General features: G+C 65.3%; 21 protein-coding genes and 6 tRNA genes. 22 read left to right on the top strand and 5 right to left on the bottom strand.

The genetic code is table 11. From position 1 onward, the window contains the following. The first annotated feature begins 20 nt into the window (after window positions 1-20). From ftsB to truD, 5 genes are read left to right on the top strand one after another with little or no spacing between them, the layout of a single operon-like run. Complete coding sequence (ftsB, locus tag J2T07_RS04970) at window positions 21-350, top strand: cell division protein FtsB (protein WP_306847963.1); 330 nt, start codon at window positions 21-23, stop codon at window positions 348-350. Then, window positions 350-1,039: a 2-C-methyl-D-erythritol 4-phosphate cytidylyltransferase gene (ispD, locus tag J2T07_RS04965; protein WP_306847749.1), complete on the top strand. Its 690-nt coding sequence runs from the start codon at window positions 350-352 to the stop codon at window positions 1,037-1,039. The genes ftsB and ispD overlap by 1 nt, the downstream gene beginning before the upstream one ends. Then, a complete protein-coding gene (ispF, locus tag J2T07_RS04960) occupies window positions 1,039-1,512 on the top strand; it encodes a 2-C-methyl-D-erythritol 2,4-cyclodiphosphate synthase (protein WP_306847747.1) in 474 nt (157 codons plus the stop codon). The genes ispD and ispF overlap by 1 nt, the downstream gene beginning before the upstream one ends. After that, entirely contained in the window at window positions 1,509-2,936 is a 1,428-nt protein-coding gene (gene mgtE, locus J2T07_RS04955; protein ID WP_306847746.1) for a magnesium transporter, read from the top strand. Before ispF ends, mgtE begins: the two co-directional genes overlap by 4 nt. A 9-nt stretch (window positions 2,937-2,945) precedes the next feature. Continuing rightward, the gene (gene truD / locus J2T07_RS04950; protein ID WP_306847744.1) at window positions 2,946-3,962 is read left to right on the top strand and encodes a tRNA pseudouridine(13) synthase TruD; all 1,017 of its coding nucleotides are present in this window, start codon (window positions 2,946-2,948) and stop codon (window positions 3,960-3,962) included. A 108-nt stretch (window positions 3,963-4,070) separates the two neighbouring features. Here truD and J2T07_RS04945 read toward each other — a convergent pair whose 3' ends face one another. Further along, entirely contained in the window at window positions 4,071-4,613 is a 543-nt protein-coding gene (locus J2T07_RS04945; protein ID WP_306847961.1) for a Smr/MutS family protein, read from the bottom strand. 115 nt (window positions 4,614-4,728) lie between these two features. Here J2T07_RS04945 and surE point away from each other — a divergent pair, with 115 nt between their 5' ends. The 4 genes from surE to J2T07_RS04925 are packed head-to-tail and all read left to right on the top strand — an operon-like array spanning window position 4,729 to window position 7,868. Next, the gene (gene surE, locus J2T07_RS04940) at window positions 4,729-5,511 is read left to right on the top strand and encodes a 5'/3'-nucleotidase SurE (protein WP_306847742.1); all 783 of its coding nucleotides are present in this window, start codon (window positions 4,729-4,731) and stop codon (window positions 5,509-5,511) included. Window positions 5,512-5,560: 49 nt separating this feature from the next. Continuing rightward, the gene (locus J2T07_RS04935; RefSeq protein WP_306847740.1) at window positions 5,561-6,196 is read left to right on the top strand and encodes a protein-L-isoaspartate(D-aspartate) O-methyltransferase; all 636 of its coding nucleotides are present in this window, start codon (window positions 5,561-5,563) and stop codon (window positions 6,194-6,196) included. A gap of 29 nt (window positions 6,197-6,225) precedes the next feature. Next, window positions 6,226-6,834: a YqaA family protein gene (locus J2T07_RS04930; RefSeq protein ID WP_306847738.1), complete on the top strand. Its 609-nt coding sequence runs from the start codon at window positions 6,226-6,228 to the stop codon at window positions 6,832-6,834. Window positions 6,835-6,863: 29 nt separating this feature from the next. Continuing rightward, the gene (locus tag J2T07_RS04925) at window positions 6,864-7,868 is read left to right on the top strand and encodes a peptidoglycan DD-metalloendopeptidase family protein (protein ID WP_306847736.1); all 1,005 of its coding nucleotides are present in this window, start codon (window positions 6,864-6,866) and stop codon (window positions 7,866-7,868) included. Window positions 7,869-7,877: 9 nt separating this feature from the next. On the opposite strand, the gene panE is transcribed toward J2T07_RS04925, so the two are convergent. The 3 genes from panE to J2T07_RS04910 are packed head-to-tail and all read right to left on the bottom strand — an operon-like array spanning window position 7,878 to window position 9,497. Further along, complete coding sequence (gene panE, locus J2T07_RS04920; RefSeq protein WP_306847734.1) at window positions 7,878-8,813, bottom strand: 2-dehydropantoate 2-reductase; 936 nt, start codon at window positions 8,811-8,813, stop codon at window positions 7,878-7,880. A 9-nt stretch (window positions 8,814-8,822) separates the two neighbouring features. Continuing rightward, window positions 8,823-9,194: an Mth938-like domain-containing protein gene (locus tag J2T07_RS04915; protein ID WP_306847732.1), complete on the bottom strand. Its 372-nt coding sequence runs from the start codon at window positions 9,192-9,194 to the stop codon at window positions 8,823-8,825. Window positions 9,195-9,200: 6 nt separating this feature from the next. Continuing rightward, window positions 9,201-9,497: a YhbY family RNA-binding protein gene (locus tag J2T07_RS04910; protein WP_306847730.1), complete on the bottom strand. Its 297-nt coding sequence runs from the start codon at window positions 9,495-9,497 to the stop codon at window positions 9,201-9,203. An 84-nt stretch (window positions 9,498-9,581) separates the two neighbouring features. Between J2T07_RS04910 and rlmE the strand changes: the two genes are divergently transcribed. From rlmE to J2T07_RS04865, 9 genes are all read left to right on the top strand, one after another. After that, window positions 9,582-10,232 (top strand): 23S rRNA (uridine(2552)-2'-O)-methyltransferase RlmE, encoded by a 651-nt coding sequence (rlmE, locus tag J2T07_RS04905; protein ID WP_306847728.1) that lies wholly within the window; start codon window positions 9,582-9,584, stop codon window positions 10,230-10,232. After that, window positions 10,229-12,163, top strand: a complete 1,935-nt coding sequence (ftsH, locus tag J2T07_RS04900) for an ATP-dependent zinc metalloprotease FtsH (RefSeq protein ID WP_306847727.1) — start codon at window positions 10,229-10,231, stop codon at window positions 12,161-12,163. The genes rlmE and ftsH overlap by 4 nt, the downstream gene beginning before the upstream one ends. A 184-nt stretch (window positions 12,164-12,347) precedes the next feature. Beyond that, a tRNA-Arg gene (locus J2T07_RS04895) sits at window positions 12,348-12,424 on the top strand. Between the two features lie 144 nt (window positions 12,425-12,568). After that, a tRNA-Pro gene (locus J2T07_RS04890) sits at window positions 12,569-12,645 on the top strand. Window positions 12,646-12,669: 24 nt separating this feature from the next. Next, window positions 12,670-12,746, top strand: a tRNA-Arg gene (locus tag J2T07_RS04885). A gap of 14 nt (window positions 12,747-12,760) precedes the next feature. Continuing rightward, window positions 12,761-12,837 (top strand) — tRNA-His (locus J2T07_RS04880). Between the two features lie 26 nt (window positions 12,838-12,863). After that, window positions 12,864-12,939, top strand: a tRNA-Lys gene (locus J2T07_RS04875). A 57-nt stretch (window positions 12,940-12,996) separates the two neighbouring features. Next, a tRNA-Leu gene (locus J2T07_RS04870) sits at window positions 12,997-13,081 on the top strand. Between the two features lie 262 nt (window positions 13,082-13,343). Next, on the top strand, window positions 13,344-13,874 hold the full coding sequence (locus tag J2T07_RS04865) for an arsenate reductase ArsC (RefSeq protein ID WP_306847726.1): 531 nt from the start codon (window positions 13,344-13,346) through the stop codon (window positions 13,872-13,874). Between the two features lie 157 nt (window positions 13,875-14,031). Here the strand turns inward: J2T07_RS04865 and J2T07_RS04860 are convergent, their stop codons facing one another. Next, window positions 14,032-15,417 (bottom strand): MFS transporter, encoded by a 1,386-nt coding sequence (locus tag J2T07_RS04860; RefSeq protein WP_306847724.1) that lies wholly within the window; start codon window positions 15,415-15,417, stop codon window positions 14,032-14,034. Window positions 15,418-15,509: 92 nt separating this feature from the next. Between J2T07_RS04860 and soxR the strand changes: the two genes are divergently transcribed. The 4 genes from soxR to clpX all read left to right on the top strand — a co-directional run bounded on the left by soxR (window position 15,510) and on the right by clpX (window position 19,495). Beyond that, a complete protein-coding gene (gene soxR, locus J2T07_RS04855; RefSeq protein WP_306847722.1) occupies window positions 15,510-15,944 on the top strand; it encodes a redox-sensitive transcriptional activator SoxR in 435 nt (144 codons plus the stop codon). Window positions 15,945-16,121: 177 nt separating this feature from the next. Continuing rightward, window positions 16,122-17,414 carry a trigger factor gene (gene tig, locus J2T07_RS04850; protein WP_306847720.1) on the top strand — a complete coding sequence of 431 codons (1,293 nt, stop codon included), beginning with the start codon at window positions 16,122-16,124 and terminating at the stop codon, window positions 17,412-17,414. A gap of 54 nt (window positions 17,415-17,468) precedes the next feature. After that, complete coding sequence (gene clpP, locus J2T07_RS04845) at window positions 17,469-18,095, top strand: ATP-dependent Clp endopeptidase proteolytic subunit ClpP (protein WP_371024703.1); 627 nt, start codon at window positions 17,469-17,471, stop codon at window positions 18,093-18,095. Window positions 18,096-18,199: 104 nt separating this feature from the next. Beyond that, entirely contained in the window at window positions 18,200-19,495 is a 1,296-nt protein-coding gene (clpX, locus tag J2T07_RS04840) for an ATP-dependent Clp protease ATP-binding subunit ClpX (RefSeq protein WP_306847716.1), read from the top strand. Window positions 19,496-19,538: the final 43 nt, after the last annotated feature.

The raw sequence follows: 19,538 nt of genomic DNA, 5'->3' as shown, positions 1-19,538 counted from the left end.
GTGCCTTGAGTAACGCGGCAATCCTGCGCTGGATCGGCCTGATCCTCGTCATCGTCCTCATCGCGCTGCAGCTGAAGCTGTGGGTCGGCGGTGGGGGCATGGCGGAGGTCGATTCGCTGCGCGAGTCGGTCAAGAAGCAGACCGACGAAAACGCCAGCTTGCAGAAGCGCAACCAGGCGCTCGCCGCGGACGTGGAAGACTTGAAGCACGGCGAGCAGGCCACCGAGGCGCGCGCGCGTCAGGAACTGGGCCTGGTCAAGCCGGGTGAGACGTTCTACCAGGTGGTGGAGCCGGGTGCCGCGACCAGCGCGCCACCGCCTCCGCCGCCCATCGCCCCCGGCGGCCAGTGATGGACGCGCTCTGGTGCGTGGTGCCGGCCGCCGGAAAGGGTGTCCGGGCCGGCGGCGACCGGCCGAAGCAATACCAGTGGCTGGCCGGCCGGCCACTCATCGATCACACGCTGGAACGGCTGGCGGCACATCCACGTATTGCCGGGTTGCTGGTGGCCATCGCGGCCGACGACACGCATTTCGCGGCCACCGATACCATCGGCGGCAAGCCGTTGATCGTCACCGTCGGAGGCAGTGAGCGCAGTGCTTCGGTCCTGGCCGGCCTGCACGCGCTGCCGGCCGGCGTGGCGGACGATGAGTTCGTGCTGGTGCACGACGCCGCGCGGCCGTGCGTGCGCGCCGTTGACATCGAACGCCTGGTCGAACTCGCGGGGAAGGGGGAGGGCGGCCTGCTCGGCGCGCCCCTGCGCGATACCCTGAAACGTGCCGACGCAGGGTGTCACAGCATCGCCACCGAAGCGCGCGATGGTCGCTGGCGTGCCTTCACGCCGCAGATGTTCCGCCGCGCTGCGTTGGCGCATGCACTTCGCCTTGCCGCCGAGGCGGGTATCGTGGTGAGCGACGAGGCGATGGCCATGGAGCGTACCGGCGTATCGCCCCTGCTGGTGGAAGGATCGGAAGACAACATCAAGGTGACGACGCCGGCCGATTTCGCGCTGGCCGAGTTCCTTCTAGGGAGGACACGGTAATGCGCATAGGCCAGGGATTCGACGTCCACGCGTTCGGCGAAGGCGACCATGTGATGCTGGGTGGCGTGCGTGTGCCGCATGGGCAGGGTGTGCTCGCGCATTCCGACGGTGACGTGGTGTTGCATGCGCTTTGCGACGCCTTGCTCGGCGCCCTGGCGCTGGGCGATATCGGCAAGCACTTTCCGCCCTCGGACGATCGCTGGCGTGGCGCCGACAGCCGCAGCTTCGTCCGCGCCGTGGCGGCCATGTTGTCCGAGCGCGGCTACGTGCTCGGCAACGCGGACATGACGATCATCTGCGAGGCGCCCAAGGTGGGCCCCCATGCCCTGGGCATGCGCGAGATCATCGCCGCCGACCTCGGCGTGGACATCGATCGCATCAGCATCAAGGCGACCACCACCGAGACGCTCGGCTTCACTGGCCGCCGCGAGGGCATCGCCGCGCTGGCCACGGTGCTGGTGCTGCGCGCATGAGCGAGAACGAGCCGCGCGCCTCCACGCCCCGTCTACACGACAGGCTGGAGACGATCGTCGACCTCTTGCGCCGCCGCGAAGGCCTGCTCGCGTTCGCGGGAGCCGCGCCGGACGGCGATGAGGCCGCGCTGGAGGCCGCCGATGCGGAACTCCAGGCGCGGCTCGACGACTTGCATCCGGCCGATCTGGCGGACGTGCTGGAATCGTTGCCGCTGGAAGACCGCCTCGCCGTCTGGCAGCGCGTGCGTTCCGATCGTGACGGCGACATCCTGCTCGAGGTATCCGACTCGGTTCGCGAATCCCTGATCGCGGATATGGACGACAGCGAGATCCTCGCCGCCGTCGAACCGTTGGATGCCGATGAACTCGCCGACCTCGTCGACGACCTGCCGACCGAGGTGCTGCCCGAGCTGATGGCCAGCCTCGACGCGCAGGAGCGCGAGCGCGTGCAAGCCGCCATGTCGTATGAGGACGACCAGGTCGGCGCGTTGATGGATTTCGACATGGTCACCATCCGCGAGGACATCAGCCTCGAGGTGGTGCTGCGTTACTTGCGCCGCTTCGACGAACTGCCGGCGCAGACCGACAAGCTTTTCGTGGTCAACTCGGACAACGTGCTCACCGGCGTGCTGCCGCTGCACTGGCTGCTGGTGAACTCGCCCGAGAAGATGGTTCACGAGATCATGGCGCCCGACGTGAATACGTTCCGCCCCGAGGACGACGCCTATGACGTGGCCCAGGCGTTCGAACGCTACGACCTGGTCACCGCGCCCGTCGTCGATGCGAACCAGCGCCTGATCGGGCGTATCGCCGTCGACGCCATGCTCGATTTCATCCGTGAAGAGAGTGAAACCGAAGCCTTGTCGCGCGGCGGCCTGCGCGAGGAAGAAGATATCTTCGCCTCGGTATGGAAATCCGTGCGCAACCGCTGGGCATGGCTGGCCATCAATCTGGTCACCGCCTTCATCGCCTCGCGTGTCATCGGCTTGTTCGAACACTCGATCGAGAAGCTCGTGGCGCTGGCCGCGCTGATGCCCATCGTGGCGGGTATAGGCGGCAATTCCGGCAACCAGACCATCACCATGATCGTTCGCGCGATGGCGCTGGAACAGATCGGCGTGTCCCAGGCCCGGCGCTTGTGGCGCAAGGAGATGACGGTCTCCCTGGTCAACGGCATCGTGTGGGGTGGCGCGATCGGCATCGTCGCGTGGCTGCTCTACGGCAGCATATCGCTGGGCCTGGTGATGATGTCGGCGATGACCCTTAACCTGTTGCTCGCCGCCTTCATGGGCGTGGGCATTCCCATGCTGATGACCAAGCTCGGGCGCGACCCCGCGCTGGGTTCGAGCGTGCTCATCACCGCGATGACCGATAGCGGTGGCTTCTTCATTTTCCTCGGCCTCGCCACGCTGTTTCTGCTGTAAAGGCTTTCCATGAGCGACAACGAACTTCCTTTCGCCTTCGGCGCACCGCCGCTGCGTGCCTGTTTGCGTTCGACACCCGATGATTTCTTCGTCGAGGAAATCCTCGGTTACGAGGCCGATGGCGCTGGCGAGCATGCCTTCCTCGTCGTGGAGAAGCGCGGTGCGAACACGGACTGGGTGGCGCGCGAACTGGCCAGGTTCGCCGGTACCGCGCCGATGAACGTGGGCTACGCGGGCATGAAGGACCGTCACGCGGTGACCCGGCAGGTGTTCACGGTGCAGTTGCCAGGCAAGGCCGACCCGGACTGGTCGGCGTTTCCGCACACCGACGTGACGATCCGCTCGCTCGGCCGGCATTCGCGCAAGATCAAGCGGGGGGCGCTTCGCGGCAATCGCTTCGTCATTGTGTTGCGCGATATCGAAGGCGATCGCGCGGCCGCCGAAGAGCGGCTGGGCGCGGTAGGCCGGCGCGGCGTGCCGAATTATTTCGGTGAGCAGCGCTTCGGTCTTGGCGGCAACAATGTTGCGCAGGCGCGGGCCATGTTCGGTGGCCGCCGTGTCGATCGCGACAAGCGGTCGATCCTGCTCTCGGCGGCGCGCTCGCATATCTTCAATGGCGTACTCGCGGAGCGCGTGGGCGCCGGTTGCTGGGATGCGCCGATGGACGGCGAGATATGGTCGCTGGAAGGCTCACGCTCGTGGTTCGGCCCGGAGCCATTCGACGATACGTTGGCGGAGCGGCTTGCGCGGTTCGATATCCACCCATCCGGCCCCCTGTGGGGGCGTGGCGAAACGCCTGCCTCGGCGGCGGCGGGGGAGCTGGAGCGTGCGGTGGCGGCGCGCGACGAGGACCTGGCCAAGGGGCTCGCCGATGCGCGGATGGACCAGGAGCGGCGGGCCTTGCGCCTGCAACCGCGCGAGTTCTCGTGGCGTTGGCTCGAGGACGGAGCGCTGGAGGTCTCCTTCGGGCTTCCCGCCGGGGCTTATGCCACCACGGTGATCCGCGAAGTCGCGGCGACCCTGTAGCCATCGCCGACAAGGTCGGCTCCCACCAGGCAGGTTCGTGCCTCGCGGCTGACGGGCCCATCTCGCTGCTCCCCGGTGGGAGCCGACTTGTCGGCGATACGGGTGTCCTCACCCTTTCAGCAAAACGACGACCGCCCCCGTGCCACCCTGCATCGGCCGCGCCGAGGCAAACGCCACCACGTCATCCCGTCGCCGCAGCAACCGGTCGGTCAGTCCCTTCAGCACCGGCCCGGCCGCCTTCGAGCGCAAGCCTTTGCCGTGAATGATGCGCACGCAGCGCACCCCGTCGCGACGACACTCGGCGAGGAACTCCGCAATCGTCAGCTGCGCCGCCGCGACGTTCATCTGGTGCAGGTCGACGTCGGCCTGGATGCCGAACTGTCCGCGCTTGAGCTGCTTCAGGAGCTTCGGCGGATAGCCGTCGCGCAAGTACGACAGTTCTTCACCCACCTCGAGGTCGGCGGGGTCGTAATCGAACTGCAAGGAGTCGGCGGGTACGGCGGCTTCGTCGGCATCGCGCATGTGCGGATGCGGCTCGGGCCTTGGGCGGCCGGGCACGGCGTCGACGGGTGTCATGGGGCGAACGTCGCCGATCGCCTCGCGAAAGAGACGGCTATCGTCGTCATGTACCGTCGAAGGGCGTCGCTTCATGGCTCCCATCCTAGCGGGCTTTCGTGAATCCGGCTGCCCGGTCCGGTAGACTTGGACGGTCAGGCGGCTTTCTTCGACGTGGGGCCGCCGCACCCGTTTTTCGATCTGGATCAGCATGCAAGTTCTGGTTAGCAACGACGACGGCGTGGAGGCCCCTGGCATCCAGGTGCTGGCCGGGCGTCTGGCCGAGTTCGGTACGGTGACGGTCGTGGCGCCGGACCGCGACCGGTCCGGCGCGAGCAATTCGCTCACCCTCGATGCGCCCATCCGCGTGCAGCGACTGGACGACGGTACCTATCGCGTGGCCGGCACGCCCACCGATTGCGTCCATCTCGCGCTGTCCGGTCTGCTCGACCATGAGACGGACATCGTGGTGTCCGGCATCAACAATGTCGCGAACCTCGGCGACGACGTGATCTATTCAGGCACCGTGTCGGCCGCGATGGAAGGACGTTTCCTCGGGCTTCCCGCGATCGCCGTGTCGCTGGTGACACAAGAAGGTTCGGGCCGCCACTTCCATGCCGCGGCGAACGCCGTGCTCATGTTGATGCGCCGCCTCATCGTCGATCCGCTGCCGGCCGACACGATCCTCAACGTGAACGTGCCCGACCTGCCGTGGGAACAGATCCACGGGTTCGAAGTCACCCGGCTCGGCAAGCGCCACCGGTCGGCGCCAGCGATCCGCACCGCCGACCCGCGTGGCCGCGCGATGTGGTGGATCGGTCCGCCGGGCGCGATCGAGGACGATGGTCCCGGTACGGATTTCGATGCCGTCCGCCGCGGCTATGTCTCGGTCACGCCGATCCATACCGACCTCACGCGCTTCCAGGCATTGGAGAAGGTCAGCAGCTGGGCACTTTCGCTGTCCTCGGACATGGACAACGAGGAGGCGGCCTGAGGTGGTGAACCTGCATGCACTTCCGCCTTCCGCACTGCGCGGAGAGGGAATGACTTCCCAGCGCGCACGCGATCGCCTGGTGGCGAAGCTTGCCGAGGAGGGCATTCGCGACGAGCGCGTGCTGGAGGTGATCCGCCAGCTGCCGCGCCATCATTTCATCGACCAGGCGCTGCACAGCCGTGCCTACGAGAACACCGCCCTGCCGATCGGTCATGGCCAGACCATCTCGCAACCCTGGATCGTGGCGAGGATGACCGAGGCGCTGATCGAACACGGCGTGCCCGACCGCGTGCTCGAAATCGGCACGGGTTCCGGTTACCAGGCCGCCGTGCTCGCCGGCATCGTGCCCACGGTCTACACGGTGGAGCGCATCGAGGAACTACTGCGCCAGGCGCGGCGGCGTTTCCGCCAGCTGGGCATTGAGAACCTGCGGTCGCGGCACGACGACGGCAAGCTTGGCTGGGAACCGGAGGCACCGTTCGAAGGCATCATCCTCACGGCCGCCGGCGATCGTATCCCGACGAAACTGCTCGACCAGTTGAAGCCGGGCGGCGTACTGGTGGCACCCGTGGGCAGCCCTAGCCAGCAGGTGCTCGTGCGCTTGCGCAAGGACGAGCATGGCGCCGTGATCCGCGAGGACCTGGGCGCCGTGAGTTTCGTGCCGCTTCTCGGTGGCATCGGTTGATGCGCCCCCATCACAAGGAAAACCGCTGAATGCGGATGTTCGCTTCGCTCTACGAGCGCGCCATCGTCTGGGCACGCCACCGTCATGCGGTCCGCTATCTCGCCGGACTTTCCTTCGTCGAAGCCTTCATCTTTCCCGTGATGCCGGAGATCATGCTGGCGCCGATGATGCTTGCCGAGCCGCGCAAGGCATTCCGTTTCGCCAACTGGAGCCTGCTGTTCTCGTTGCTGGGTTCCCTGGTGGGATACGCCCTCGGCCACTTCGCCTACGAGGCGCTGAAGCCGTTGCTCGAATCGCTGCACCTGCTCGCGCCGATCCAGACGGGCGTGGCGAGCCTGCAGAAGGACATGCAGGCGCACTCGCTGGGTCTGTACATCGTCCTGGCGATGGCCGCCCTGCAGCCGGTGGTGCCGATGAAATTCGTCACCTGGGCCTCGGGTATCGTCGGCGTGCCGGTGTTGCCGTTCCTCATCTGCATGATGATCGGCCGCGGCAAGCGCGTATGGTTGCTGGCCCTGCTGGTCCGCCTGTTCGGTGAACGTGCGGAACAGATGCTACGCAAACACATCGAATGGATAGGATGGGCTGTTATCGTAGCGATCATCCTCCTGGCCGCCTGGTGGTTCCTGTTGAGATGAGTGACCGTGAAGGGAAGTCCGCGATGCTCATGATCCGTCCGCTCGCGCTGGCCGCCGTGTTGGCCGCGGGCTTCATGCTTTCCGGATGCGACGTCACCCGCAGTTCGGTCGTCGTCACGCGCAGCCCGGGCAGCACCTACACCCCCGCGCGCGCCACCACGCCGGCACCTCCGCCGGGCGGCAGCTACCGGGTGTCCAAGGGCGACACGCTGTACAGCATCGCCTTCCGCAACAAGGTGGATTTCCGCGACCTGGCCAGCTGGAACGGCATCGCTTCGCCCTACACGATCTGGCCGGGACAGGACCTGCGTCTTTCCCCGCCGGGACACGAGGGCAAACCGGAGCCCTCGCGCGCCGCCGCCGTGGTCGCCACCGTACCGCCATCGGCGGGGCATCCCGCGCCGGCAGGCCAGACGGTACAGCCGCCGGCAGCGGCCCAACCGCCGCCGGTCCATGTGGTCGACGCCGGAGCCGCCTCGCCACCCTCGGTCCCGGCGCCCGCGACCACGACCAACACGCCTGTGGTCATCGCTGGCAAGCCCGCGGAATCACTGGTTCCCACGCCGCCGCCGTCGAGCGCTCCGGTGACGCAGCCGCCCGCGCCCGTCGAAAACCCACCAGCCTCGACTCCCATCGTGACCAGCGGTGCCACGCGCAGCGCGGGCGGGATCAACTGGCGCTGGCCCGCCGACGGTGCCTTGTTGAAGAAATTCTCATCCAGCGACGCCATCCCCGGCATCGAGGTTGGGGGCAAGGCGGGCGATCCGGTCCGCGCCGCCGCCGATGGCGTCGTGGTGTACAGCGGCAACGGCCTGGTCGGCTACGGGGAACTTGTCATCATCAAGCACAGCGACAGTTTCCTTTCCGCTTACGGGCATAACCGCAAGCGCCTGGTGAAGGAAGGCGAGAAGGTGAAGGCCGGGCAGGGCGTGGCGGAAATGGGTTCCACCGGCGCCACGCGCGACGAATTGCAGTTCCAGATACGCCGGGACGGCAACCCCGTCGACCCTCTGCAGTACCTGCCACCTCGCTAGGGATCGGGATCAGCCGGCGCGCCTGCGTCTTGCTTCGAACGCCTGCAGATGCGCGAAGGCCACTTCCAGCATGGGCGCGGTGACACCGGCATCGCGTGCTCGCCGCAGCATGTCGCCGACGATGTGGTCGGACTCGATGCGCTGACCCGACTCGAGGTCGCGCAGCATCGATGCGGTAAGCGGCGAGTTCTCCTGCGTCAGTGTCTTCCAGGCGAACGACCGTGCGTTGTCCGGCACCGGGTGGCCTGACGCACGCGCCACGGCCAGGCACTCCTCGTACATCCGCTCGGTGAGATGGCGGCCGTCGTCGGTGGCCACGATGTCCCCCACGCTGGCGCGGAACAGGCAGGTGGCGCCCGCGAGCGTGGCCAGGAACGAGAACTTGGCCCAGAGGTCGCGTTGGATGTCGGTGGAATGGGTGTGGTCGACCTTCGCCGCGGCGAAGGCGGCCGCGATGGCCTCGCAACGATCGCCATGTTGCCGGCCGTCGCGCTCGCCGAAGGTGACCGAGGCGCCGTTACCCAGATGGAGGATCTCGCCTTCCGGGCCCTTCGCCGCACTGATGACGCAGAGGCCGCCGATGACCTTGTCGGGCCCGAACCGCTTGTCGAGCACCGGGTAGTGGGCCAGGCCGTTGAGGATGGGAAGGATCGCGGTCGCTTCGCCAACGGCCGGATCGATCGCCTCGATGGCCGAGTGCAGGTCGTAGGCCTTGCAGGACAGCAGGACGAGATCGAAGCGGCCCGCATCGGCCACACTTTCGGCGGTGACGTGGGTTACCCGCACCGTGGCATCTCCGAAGGGGCTGCGGATCGCGAGCCCATTCTCATCCAGTGTCTTGGCCCGTCCGGGCCGGACGAGAAAGGTGACGTCGGCACCTGCCTGGGCCAGCCGGCCACCGAAGTAGCCGCCGGTGCCACCGGCTCCAAGAACGAGGATGCGCATGGGGATCCCTCAGGGCAGGATGAACGCCGCGACCACGCGCCGGCCTTCGCCCGCGAGCAGGCTGTAGGTCCGCGCCGCGGAGCCATTGGTCATCGCCTCGATACCGATGCCGCGGCGCAGGAAACCCGCCATCACCTCGCCCGGTGGGAAGACCTGGCGTTCACCCGTGCCCAGAAGGACCAACTCCGGCTCCAGCGCGACGATCTTCTCGACATCGGCCAGCGTGAGCCGGGAGGCGTCGGTGGCGGTCCAGTCCTCGATGACTTCTTTCGGGGTCAGCAGGATGCTCTTGTGGAAGTCGCGGTCGACTACCGTGACCGTGTCGGCGCCCACCCGGCGCACGAAGAGGTACTCGCCGGGATGTTCGAACGACAGTTCCATGGGGGGTTACCGGGGCAGGGCCAGCTTCGGGTCCTGCTCGTTCCGGCGGAACAGGACGACGACGTGGCCGATTTCCTGGATCGTCTCCGATCCGGTCTGGCCGGTGAGGAAGGCGATCTGTGCCTGGCGCTCGTCCTTGTCGCCCCCGGAGAGCTTCACCTTGACCAGCTCGTGGATGTCCAGGGCCTGGGCCAGTTCCTTGGCGACCGCCTCGGTGGCGCCCTTGTTCCCCAGCAGGATGACGGGTCGGAGATCGTGGGCAAGGCTGCGCAGGTAGCGGCGCTGTGTAGGGGAAAGCGACATTGCGTTCAGGTTCGATGTGCGGCTGACAGGCGTCAAAGGGTATCATGCACGACCTGCACCTTACTTATCGTTGGTCGAAAGCCCATGGCACGCAGCAAGAGCAGTTCCCGTTGGCTGCGGGAGCATTTCGACGATCCCTACGTCAAGAAGGCCCAGGCCGAGGGGCTTCGCTCCCGTGCCGTCTTCAAGCTCGAAGAGCTGATCGACCGCGATCGCCTGCTGAAGCCCGGCATGACCGTCGTCGACCTCGGCGCCGCTCCCGGCGGCTGGTCGCAGCTGGCGCGGAAGCGCATGGGCGACACGGGCACGGTCATCGCCCTGGACATCCTCCCCATGGCGGGCCTCGCTGGCGTGGACTTCATGCAGGGCGATTTCCGCGAGGAATCGGTCCTTCGCGAACTCGAAAGCAAGCTGGAAGGCCAGAAGGTCGATCTTGTCCTCTCGGACATGGCCCCCAATATGTCCGGTGTGGCACTCGCCGACCAGATCCGCGCCATGGACCTGTGCGACCTCGCCCGGCAGTTCAGCCTCGATTGGCTGAAACCCGGTGGGTCGTTCCTGGTGAAACTGTTCCAGGGGGCAGGGTTCGACGAGTACCTGAAGAACTTGCGCGCGGACTTCAGTCGCGTGACGATGCGTAAACCGAAGGCCTCCCGCGCGCGTTCGCGAGAGGTCTATGCGCTGGCGACCGGCCTCAAGTCCGCGTCCCGGCAACCTGGCGAGAACCGCGCATGAATGAGATGGCAAAAAACCTGTTGCTCTGGCTGATCATCGCGGTGGTCTTGCTAACCGTGTTCCAGACGTTCAATCCACGCGGCGGATCGTCGCAGGACATGTCCTACACGACCTTCGCCCAGCAGATCGACAACGGCAACGTGGCGAGCGGCACGATTACCTCGACCGCCCCGCCGACCATTACGGGCAAATTGAAGGACGGCGGCTCCTACCGCACGGTGGTGCCGGTCGTGGGCCTGTCCACGAGCGACCTGGTCAAGCAGATGCGCGACAAGGGCGTCGAGCTTCGCCAGGAGCCGGCCGACAATGGCTTCTCGCTGCTCGGCCTGCTGTTCAACTGGCTGCCGATCATCATCTTCGTGGCCGTGCTGATATGGTTCATGCGCCAGATGCAGGCGGGTTCGGGTGGCCGTGGTGCCATGAGCTTCGGCCGTTCGCGCGCCAAGCTGCAAGGCGAGGACCAGGTGAAGGTCAATTTCGGTGACGTCGCCGGTTGCGACGAAGCCAAGGAAGAAGTCAGCGAACTGGTGGAATTCCTGCGCGATCCAGGCAAGTTCCAGAAGCTGGGCGGCAAGATCCCGCGTGGCGTGCTGATGGTCGGTCCGCCGGGTACCGGCAAGACCCTGCTCGCCAAGGCGATCGCGGGCGAGGCCAAGGTGCCGTTCTTCTCGATCTCCGGCTCCGACTTCGTCGAGATGTTCGTCGGCGTCGGTGCCAGCCGCGTCCGCGACATGTTCGAGCAGGCGAAGAAGCACGCGCCATGCATCATCTTCATCGACGAGATCGACGCGGTCGGCCGCCATCGTGGCGCCGGCATGGGCGGCGGTCACGACGAGCGCGAGCAGACGCTCAACCAGCTGCTGGTCGAGATGGATGGATTCGAGGGCACCGAAGGCATCATCGTCATCGCCGCCACCAACCGTCCCGACGTGCTCGATCCGGCGCTGCTGCGTCCGGGCCGTTTCGACCGCCAGGTGGTCGTGGGCCTGCCGGACGTGAAGGGCCGTGAGCAGATCCTCAAGGTGCACATGCGCAAGGTGCCGACCGCGGCCGATGTCGAGGCGATGGTCATCGCGCGCGGCACGCCGGGCTTCTCCGGTGCGGATCTCGCCAACCTCGTCAACGAGGCGGCCTTGTTCGCCGCCCGCGAGAACGCGCGCGAAGTGCGCATGAGCCATCTCGACCGCGCACGCGACAAGATTCTCATGGGCTCCGAGCGCCGCTCGATGGCGATGAACGACGAAGAGAAGCGTCTCACCGCCTACCACGAGGCCGGCCACGCGATCATCGGCCGTCTCGTGCCCGAGCACGATCCGGTCTACAAGGTCACGATCATTCCGCGCGGCCGCGCCCTCGGCGTGACGATGTACCTGCCGGAAGGCGACCGGTACAGCATAAACAAGGTCGCGATCGAATCGCAGCTGTGCTCGCTGTACGGCGGTCGCGTCGCCGAGGAACTCATCTTCGGCCACGACAAGGTCACGACGGGCGCTTCCAACGACATCGAGCGCGCGACGAAGATGGCGCGCAACATGGCGACCAAGTGGGGCTTGTCCGACGAACTCGGGCCGGTGACCTATGGCGAGGAAGAAGACGAGGTCTTCATCGGCCGCTCGGTCACGCAGCACAAGAGCGTGTCCAACGAGACCGCGCGCAAGATCGATGAAGTGGTGCGCACCATCCTCGACCGCGCTTATGCGCGCAGCAAGGAACTGCTCACCACCAATATCGACAAGCTGCACGTGATGGCCGAGGCGCTGCTGCAGTACGAGACGATCGATGCGCGCCAGATCGACGACATCATGAACAATCGTGAGCCGGGCCCGCCGGCGGACTGGCAGAAGCCGGGTTCGACGCCGCCGCCCCCGCCGCCACGTGGCGACGCCGGTTCCGCGCCGGACAAGGTCGGCAAGCCGGCCACGCAGCTGTAAAGGGAAGGGCGGCCAAGGCCGCCCTTCCTTTGTTCAGACGGCTATTTACAGCGACTGTTACGAATCCGAGAAAAAAAGATGCACAAAAGTGTTGACGCGTGCGTCCGATATCTGAATAATTCCGCTTCTCGGCACGGCGCTAACGCTTCACGGCGATAGTCACCGGGCCTAAAGTTTCAAGTGTGCGCCCGTAGCTCAGCTGGATAGAGTACCAGGCTACGAACTTGGTGGTCGGGAGTTCGAATCTCTCCGGGCGCACCATTTTTTAAGCAGCAAAGCCGTCGCCTTCGTGCAACGGACACGGTAGTTGAAAGTGTGGTGTGTTCATACAGATTGACGGGCTTGAGTTTGACCCGTAACATTTGAAGGCTTCACCCCAGTGTATCGGGATAGTGCTTTAAGTTTCGGGGTATAGCTCAGTCTGGTAGAGCGCCAGCTTTGGGAGCTGGATGTCGGGGGTTCGAATCCCTCTGCCCCGACCAGTTGGCGTTCTACATACAGTGCCTGCGCCTGTAGCTCAATCGGATAGAGCATCGGCCTTCTAAGCCGACGGTTGCAGGTTCGATTCCTGTCGGGCGCGCCAAATGGTGTTTTATGGTGGGCGTAGCTCAGCTGGTTAGAGTACCGGATTGTGATTCCGGATGTCGTGGGTTCGAGTCCCATCGTCCACCCCACTTACAACGTAGCTGCAAGTTTTAACGGGCCGTTAGCTCAGTTGGTAGAGCAGTTGACTCTTAATCAATTGGTCGTAAGTTCGAATCTTACACGGCCCACCAATTCAAGACGCCGGTAGCCTCCCGCTACCGGCGTTTTCTTTTAGAATGGCTCGCTACGCGAGAGTGGCGGAATTGGTAGACGCACCAGATTTAGGTTCTGACGGGTAAAACCGTGCGGGTTCGAGTCCCGCCTCTCGCACCATCGTGATTCCCATTTAATCAGATACTTAGGCGTTACGACGTCGTAAGAATTACATCTGATGCGGCTTTATCTGTCCCGTAACGATTAACTCCTCGTAAGCGAGGTGCCGCGCATCGCGGTGAGGGCGGCTGCGCCGTCGACGGTCTTCAGCAGGCGCGTCGCGCACGTGTGGCGGACCCGAGGGCGGGCGGTAGATGCTGTCACATCGATATATCTAGAAGCATGGTAATGTCGCGTGACCCTTGAGCCCTCGGAGCTACCCGTGAGCACCACGCGAACATTGAACGTGCTTTTCCTGTGCACCCATAACTCCGCTCGTTCCATCCTCGCAGAGAGCATCCTCAGTCACGACGGTGCTGGTCGCTTTCGCGCGTTTTCCGCCGGTAGTGCGCCCAAGTCCGCGGTGAACCCCATGGCCATCACCGTCCTCGACGAGCTTGGGTACCCCACGGCGGACCTACGTTCCAAGAGTTGGGATGTATTCGAAACCGACGGAGCACCCGTCATGGATATCGTCATCACCGTCTGCGATAACGCTGCTGGTGAGGTCTGTCCCATCTGGCCGGGTCAACCCGTGACGGCACATTGGGGCATTGAAGATCCATCGGCTGTGACAGGCACGGAACTTGACCGCAAGCGCGCGTTCATCACAGCGTTCCGCTATCTCAAGAACCGCATTGCCGCACTGATCGCGTTACCTGCCGAACGCCTCGACGCCATGTCGATGCGGAATGAGCTAAAGAAGATCGGGAAGGGCGAAGGCGCCTCGGCGAGAGCTCTCCAGGGCGACTGAGCCTGGGAGGATAGCCCTTCGGTACATCCCGGCGTTCGCTGGAGGTCAGCCTTTCGGCCAGCCCGACTTGCGCCCGTTCGGTGCGGGCTCCACCTGGTCGTGGGCGGCTAGCCGGCCTCCGATATGCGTAGTGGCGACCTTCCGCGCGAAGTTCCCATCAGGCGGGCGCCTGGGCGCGGCGCGCGACGACGGTTCCCAACACCGCCAGCACGACCGTGATAGCGAAATTGGCGGCGAATGCGGCGGTGTGCGAAACGTCGAGCAGCGCGCCGAACAAGGAACCGCCGATCGCAAGCGTGGTCGCGACCATCAACGATTCGCATAGCTGCAACGCCGAACTGTTCGTGCCTTGCTCGTGTTCGGCGGACATCGACAAGGCGAGAACGGCCACGGTGCCGTAGAGCATGCCCATGCCGAGGCCTGTAAGCAGCCAACCCATGACGGAAGCGATGACCGGCATCCAGGCGAACGTGCTGAGCGACGCCACGATCACGCCGATCACCATCAGGACCGTGCCGCGATTCAGCAGCGCCTGTCGCGAGATCTTCGCGTAATGGCCCTGGTACCAAGAACCCGAGAACCAGCCGATCGCACCCACGCTGATGGCAATGCCGGCCCACATGGGCGACAGCCCGTGTTCACTCGAAAAGGCCAGTGGCAGGAAGGCTTCGGTGCCGAAGAACGCGGAAGCGGCGACGCCACGCAAGGCGACCACGGCGGGAAGGCCGCGCGCGCCTCGCAACGTGCCAGGTGGAAGCAGGCGTCGCCCACAGAAGTACAGCAACGCGATGGCCGGCGCGAACAACGCGGCTGCGAGCCAGCCATGCTCCTGTCCGGCGACGAACAGCAAGCAGACGCCGAGGGAGGCGCCGACGGCATTCATCATCCGCCCGGGTGCTTCCCCGGCGATGCCCGAGGGCTTGCCCAGTGAACGCAGGGCGCCACGCAACCCTGCCGCGGCGGGAATCGCCAGCAACGGCACGCCGAGGAAGACCCAGCGCCAGCCGACATGTTCGACGATGGCGCCGCTCACGGCGGGACCGATCAGCGCCGGCACGACCCAGCCCGCCGAGAATGACGCGAACACCTTCGGCCTCAGCGACTCCGGATACAGCCGGCCCACGATCACGTAAAGAGCGGGCGACAGGCAACCCGCGCCCAGCCCCTGGATCAGGCGCCCGACCAGCAAGGTGGGCATGTCGTGGGCGAAACCGGCGATGAGCAGGCCGGCAACGAAACCCGCCAGGCCGGTCCACATGGCGGGGGCAGGGCCCCGCCGATCGCTCCAGCGTCCGGACAGGGTCATGCCGATGACGCTGGTGGCCAGGACACCGCCAAAGGCGAGGGCATACGCCTTCAACCCATTGAGGTCGCGCGCCACGGTGGGCATGGCCGTGGTGACCGCCAGGGCTTCGAAGGCGATCAGGGATATGAGGGCGACCATGCCGATGGTGGCCGCCCGGTAGGGAGGGGCGAGGATGCCGGGCGGGTAGGGTGCTTCGGTGGCGCTGAAGAGGTCTGGATCCGACGTTCCCACGTTCATTCTGCATCCTTGGGGAAAGGGGAGTTTCGCACGCTTGCGTGCTTGGCCCGGGAGGCGCAGCATGAGACCTCAACGTTGGTTGAGGTCAAGCGATGCGTGAACTGAGCGTTGGCGAGGCGGCGAAACGGTCGGGCCTGGCGGTGTCGGCACTGCACTTTTACGAGCGCAAGGGCCTGATTCGCAGCCTGCGGACGACCGGCAACCAGCGCCGCTATGCGTCCGATGTACTCCGCCGGCTCGCGGTGATCCGGGTCGCCCAGCGGGTCGGAGTGCCCTTGGAGGCCGTTCGGCGGGCTTTTTCCAGTCTGCCGGACGAGAGGACGCCGACGCGCGAGGAATGGGCCGGGATGTCGGCCGCATGGCGGGAGGAACTGGAGCAACGGATCGCCCTGCTGGTCAACCTGAAGGATCGACTGACCGATTGCATCGGCTGTGGCTGCCTGTCCCTGACGGCTTGCGCCCTGGCCAATCCGGGCGACGCGCTGGCCGTGGAGGGAGGCGGCCCCAGGCGCTGGGAGCCGGGCTGACGACGGTTGCGGCGGCGGGAGGCCAAAACGTAGAATGGGCAGTCATTTGCGGGGTTTTTCGCCGCCGGGGGGATGGTCGCGGCGGCCGGCCCCGGATTCGCGGTGAATTCCTTTGTTTCGGTTACGGCGACGGATGTTCGCCATCGCGCCACGTCCGTGGTGGTTTCAGGAGAGGTCATGCAGGTTTCGGTTGAGAATGTCGGCAAGCTCGGGCGCAAGCTCACGGTGAAGTTCCCGGCGGAGCGTCTCGAGTCCCAAGTCAGCGAGCGCATCGCGGAAATGGGCCGTACGGTGCGGCTGAAGGGCTTCCGTCCGGGCAAGGTGCCGGCCAACGTGATCAAGCAGCGCTTTGGCGCGCAGGTCCGTGGCGAAGCCTTGTCCGAGCTCATCGGCAGCACGCTTCGCGATGCCGTCACGCAGGAAAAGCTGCAGCCGATCGCCAACCCGTCCGTCGACACCACGGGCAATGCCGAGAACGGCGAGATCGCCTACACGGCCACCTTCGAGGTGATGCCGGAGTTCCCGGCCGTCGACGTCTCCGCCCTCGAGATCGCCCGTCCGCAGGCCGAGGTCAAGGACGCCGACATCGACAAGATGATCGAAACCCTGCGCACGCAGCGCCGTAGCTTCGACGAAGTGTCGCGCGCGTCGAAGGAAGGCGATTTCGTCATGTTCGAATACGCCGCCGAGGCGGGTGAATACCGCTTCCCGGCCGAAGGCCTCGAGCGCGCGGGCAGCGTGCTGGGCTCGGGCACCCTGTTCAAGGCGCTGGACGAGGCCCTGACCGGCCGTGGCGCCGGCGAAGACCTGGTCCAGGACGTGGCCTTCCCCGAAGACTTCCGCAACCCCGACCTGGCCGGCAAGACCGCCAAGGTCAGCTTCAAGATCGTGAAAGTCCAGGAACCGAACCTGCCGGCCGTCGACGCCGAGTTCGTGAAGATGTTCGGCGTGGCCGATGGCGATATCGAGACCTTCCGCAAGGAAGTCCGCGCCAACCTCGAGCGCGAGCTGAAGGCCACCCTGATGGCCCGACTGAAGTCCGAAGTGGCGGAAAAGCTGGCCAACGCCTACCCGGACCTCGACGTGCCGGAACTCATGGCCAACGCCGAGGCCCGCAGCCTGGCCGCCGGAAACCTGCCGCGCGGTCAGGAGCCGGGCCCCGAGATGATCGCCGAGGCGGCGCCGTTCGCCCGCAAGCGTGTCATCGCCGCTCTCCTGATGGGTGAGATCGCCCGCAAGAACGAGCTTCGTCTCGATCGCAAGCGCATGAACGAGATGCTTGCCGCGATCGCCTCGACCTATGAGGAACCGGAAAAGGTCATTGAACTGTATAACGGTGACCCCCAACTGATGTCGGGACTGCAGAACCGCGTGATGGAAGACCAGGTGGCCGAGTGGGTGGCGGATAATGCCAAGACCACCGACCAGGAACTGAGCTTCGACGAGGTGATGCGACCGATCGGCACGTAAGTGCCGATCCACTGGCAACAACCGGGCCCCACACGAAGGAGAGACCCCATGTCCATGGCTCCGATCCAGAATCTCAACCTGGTGCCCATCGTCGTCGAGCAGACTTCGCGTGGCGAGCGTTCGTACGATATCTACTCGCGTCTTCTCAAGGAGCGCGTGATCTTCGCCGTCGGTCCGGTCGACGATTACATGGCCAATGTGATCGTCGCCCAGCTGCTGTTCCTCGAGTCGGAGAACCCGGACAAGGACATCAGCCTGTACATCAACAGCCCGGGTGGCTCGGTCACCGCCGGTATGGCGATCTACGACACGATGCAGTTCGTGAAGCCGGACGTCAGCACGATGTGCATCGGCCAGGCCGCCTCCATGGGCGCCCTGCTGCTGGCCGCCGGCGCGGCGGGCAAGCGTTACTCGCTGCCGCATTCTCGCATCATGATCCACCAGCCCTGGGCTGGCGGCATCTCCGGCCAGGCCACGGACATCGAGATCCATGCCCGCGAGATTCTGACCATGCGCGAGCGGCTCAACGCGATCCTCGCCAACCACAGCGGCAAGACAGTGGAAGAGATCGCCCGTGACACCGAGCGCGACCGCTTCATGAGCGGCGCGGAAGCCCAGGCCTATGGCCTGATCGACTCGGTTCTCGACAAGCGTACGGTCGATACCGTCCGTTCAGCTTGATTGAACTTTTTCGCTTGTGAAAACCGGCCCTTCGCCCCTGAGTCCAGGGGCGAAGGGCTGTGCTATTCTCAAAGCGCACCTGGATTCTCAGTAGGGCCCATAGCATGAGCGACGAGCGGCAAAGCCGTTCCAACGACGGCGGCAAGATCCTTTATTGCTCTTTCTGCGGCAAGAGCCAGCATGAAGTGCGCAAGCTGATCGCCGGCCCAAGCGTGTTCATCTGCGACGAATGCGTTGAGCTGTGCAACGACATCATTCGCGAGGAGCTGGAAGAAAAGGCGGCCTCCGGTCGCACGCACCTTCCGAAGCCGCGCGAGATCATGGATGCGCTCGACCAGTACGTGGTCGGCCAGACGCGCGCCAAGAAGGCGCTTTCGGTCGCGGTCTACAACCATTACAAGCGCATGGAATCGCGCCTGAAGAACGACGACGTCGAGTTGGGCAAGTCCAACATCCTCCTGATCGGTCCGACCGGTTCGGGCAAGACGCTGCTGGCCGAGACGCTGGCGCGCCTGCTCAACGTGCCGTTCACGATCGCCGACGCGACCACGCTGACCGAAGCCGGCTACGTGGGCGAGGATGTCGAGAACATCATCCAGAAGCTCCTGCAGAAGTGCGACTACGACGTCGAGAAGGCGCAGAGCGGCATCGTCTATATCGATGAAATCGACAAAATTTCGCGCAAGAGCGAAAACCCGTCGATCACCCGCGACGTGTCCGGCGAAGGCGTGCAGCAGGCCCTGCTCAAGCTCATCGAGGGCACGCTCGCCTCGGTGCCGCCGCAGGGCGGACGCAAGCATCCCCAGCAGGAGTTCCTGCAGGTCGACACGCGCAACATCCTCTTCATCTGCGGCGGCGCGTTCGCCGGGCTGGAGAAGGTGATCCAGCAGCGTTCCGAGACCACCGGCATCGGTTTCGGCGCCGAGGTGCGTTCGAAGGAGCGCACGGAGAACGTCGGCAAGATGCTCTCGGAAGTCGAGCCGGCGGATCTGGTCCGTTTCGGCCTGATTCCCGAATTCGTTGGGCGCCTGCCCGTGGTCGCCACGCTCGACGAGCTCGACGAGGCGGCGCTGGTACAGATCCTCACCGAGCCGAAGAACGCGGTCACCAAGCAGTTCCGCAAGCTGTTCGACATGGAAGGCGCCGAGCTGGAATTCCGCCCGGAAGCCTTGTCCGCCATCGCCCGTCGCGCGCTCAAGCGCAAGACCGGCGCACGCGGACTGCGAACCATTCTCGAACAGGTATTGCTCGACACGATGTTCGAACTGCCGTCGCTTGAACATGTCAGCAAGGTCGTGGTCGACGACGCCGTGATCGACGGCCAGGCCGAGCCCTACCTGATCTACCGCGGCAACCTGCAACAGCAGCGGATCGCGGGCGAGGGCGGCGACGCGGCCTGATTCGTCCGGCAGAGCAAGTCACGGCGGCCCCGGCGTTCCACGA

Source organism: Luteibacter jiangsuensis (assembly GCF_030812295.1).
GTDB lineage: Bacteria > Pseudomonadota > Gammaproteobacteria > Xanthomonadales > Rhodanobacteraceae > Luteibacter > Luteibacter jiangsuensis_A.
Note: the sequence above shows the minus strand (reverse complement) of the source record. Positions and strands in the feature narration are given on the sequence as shown.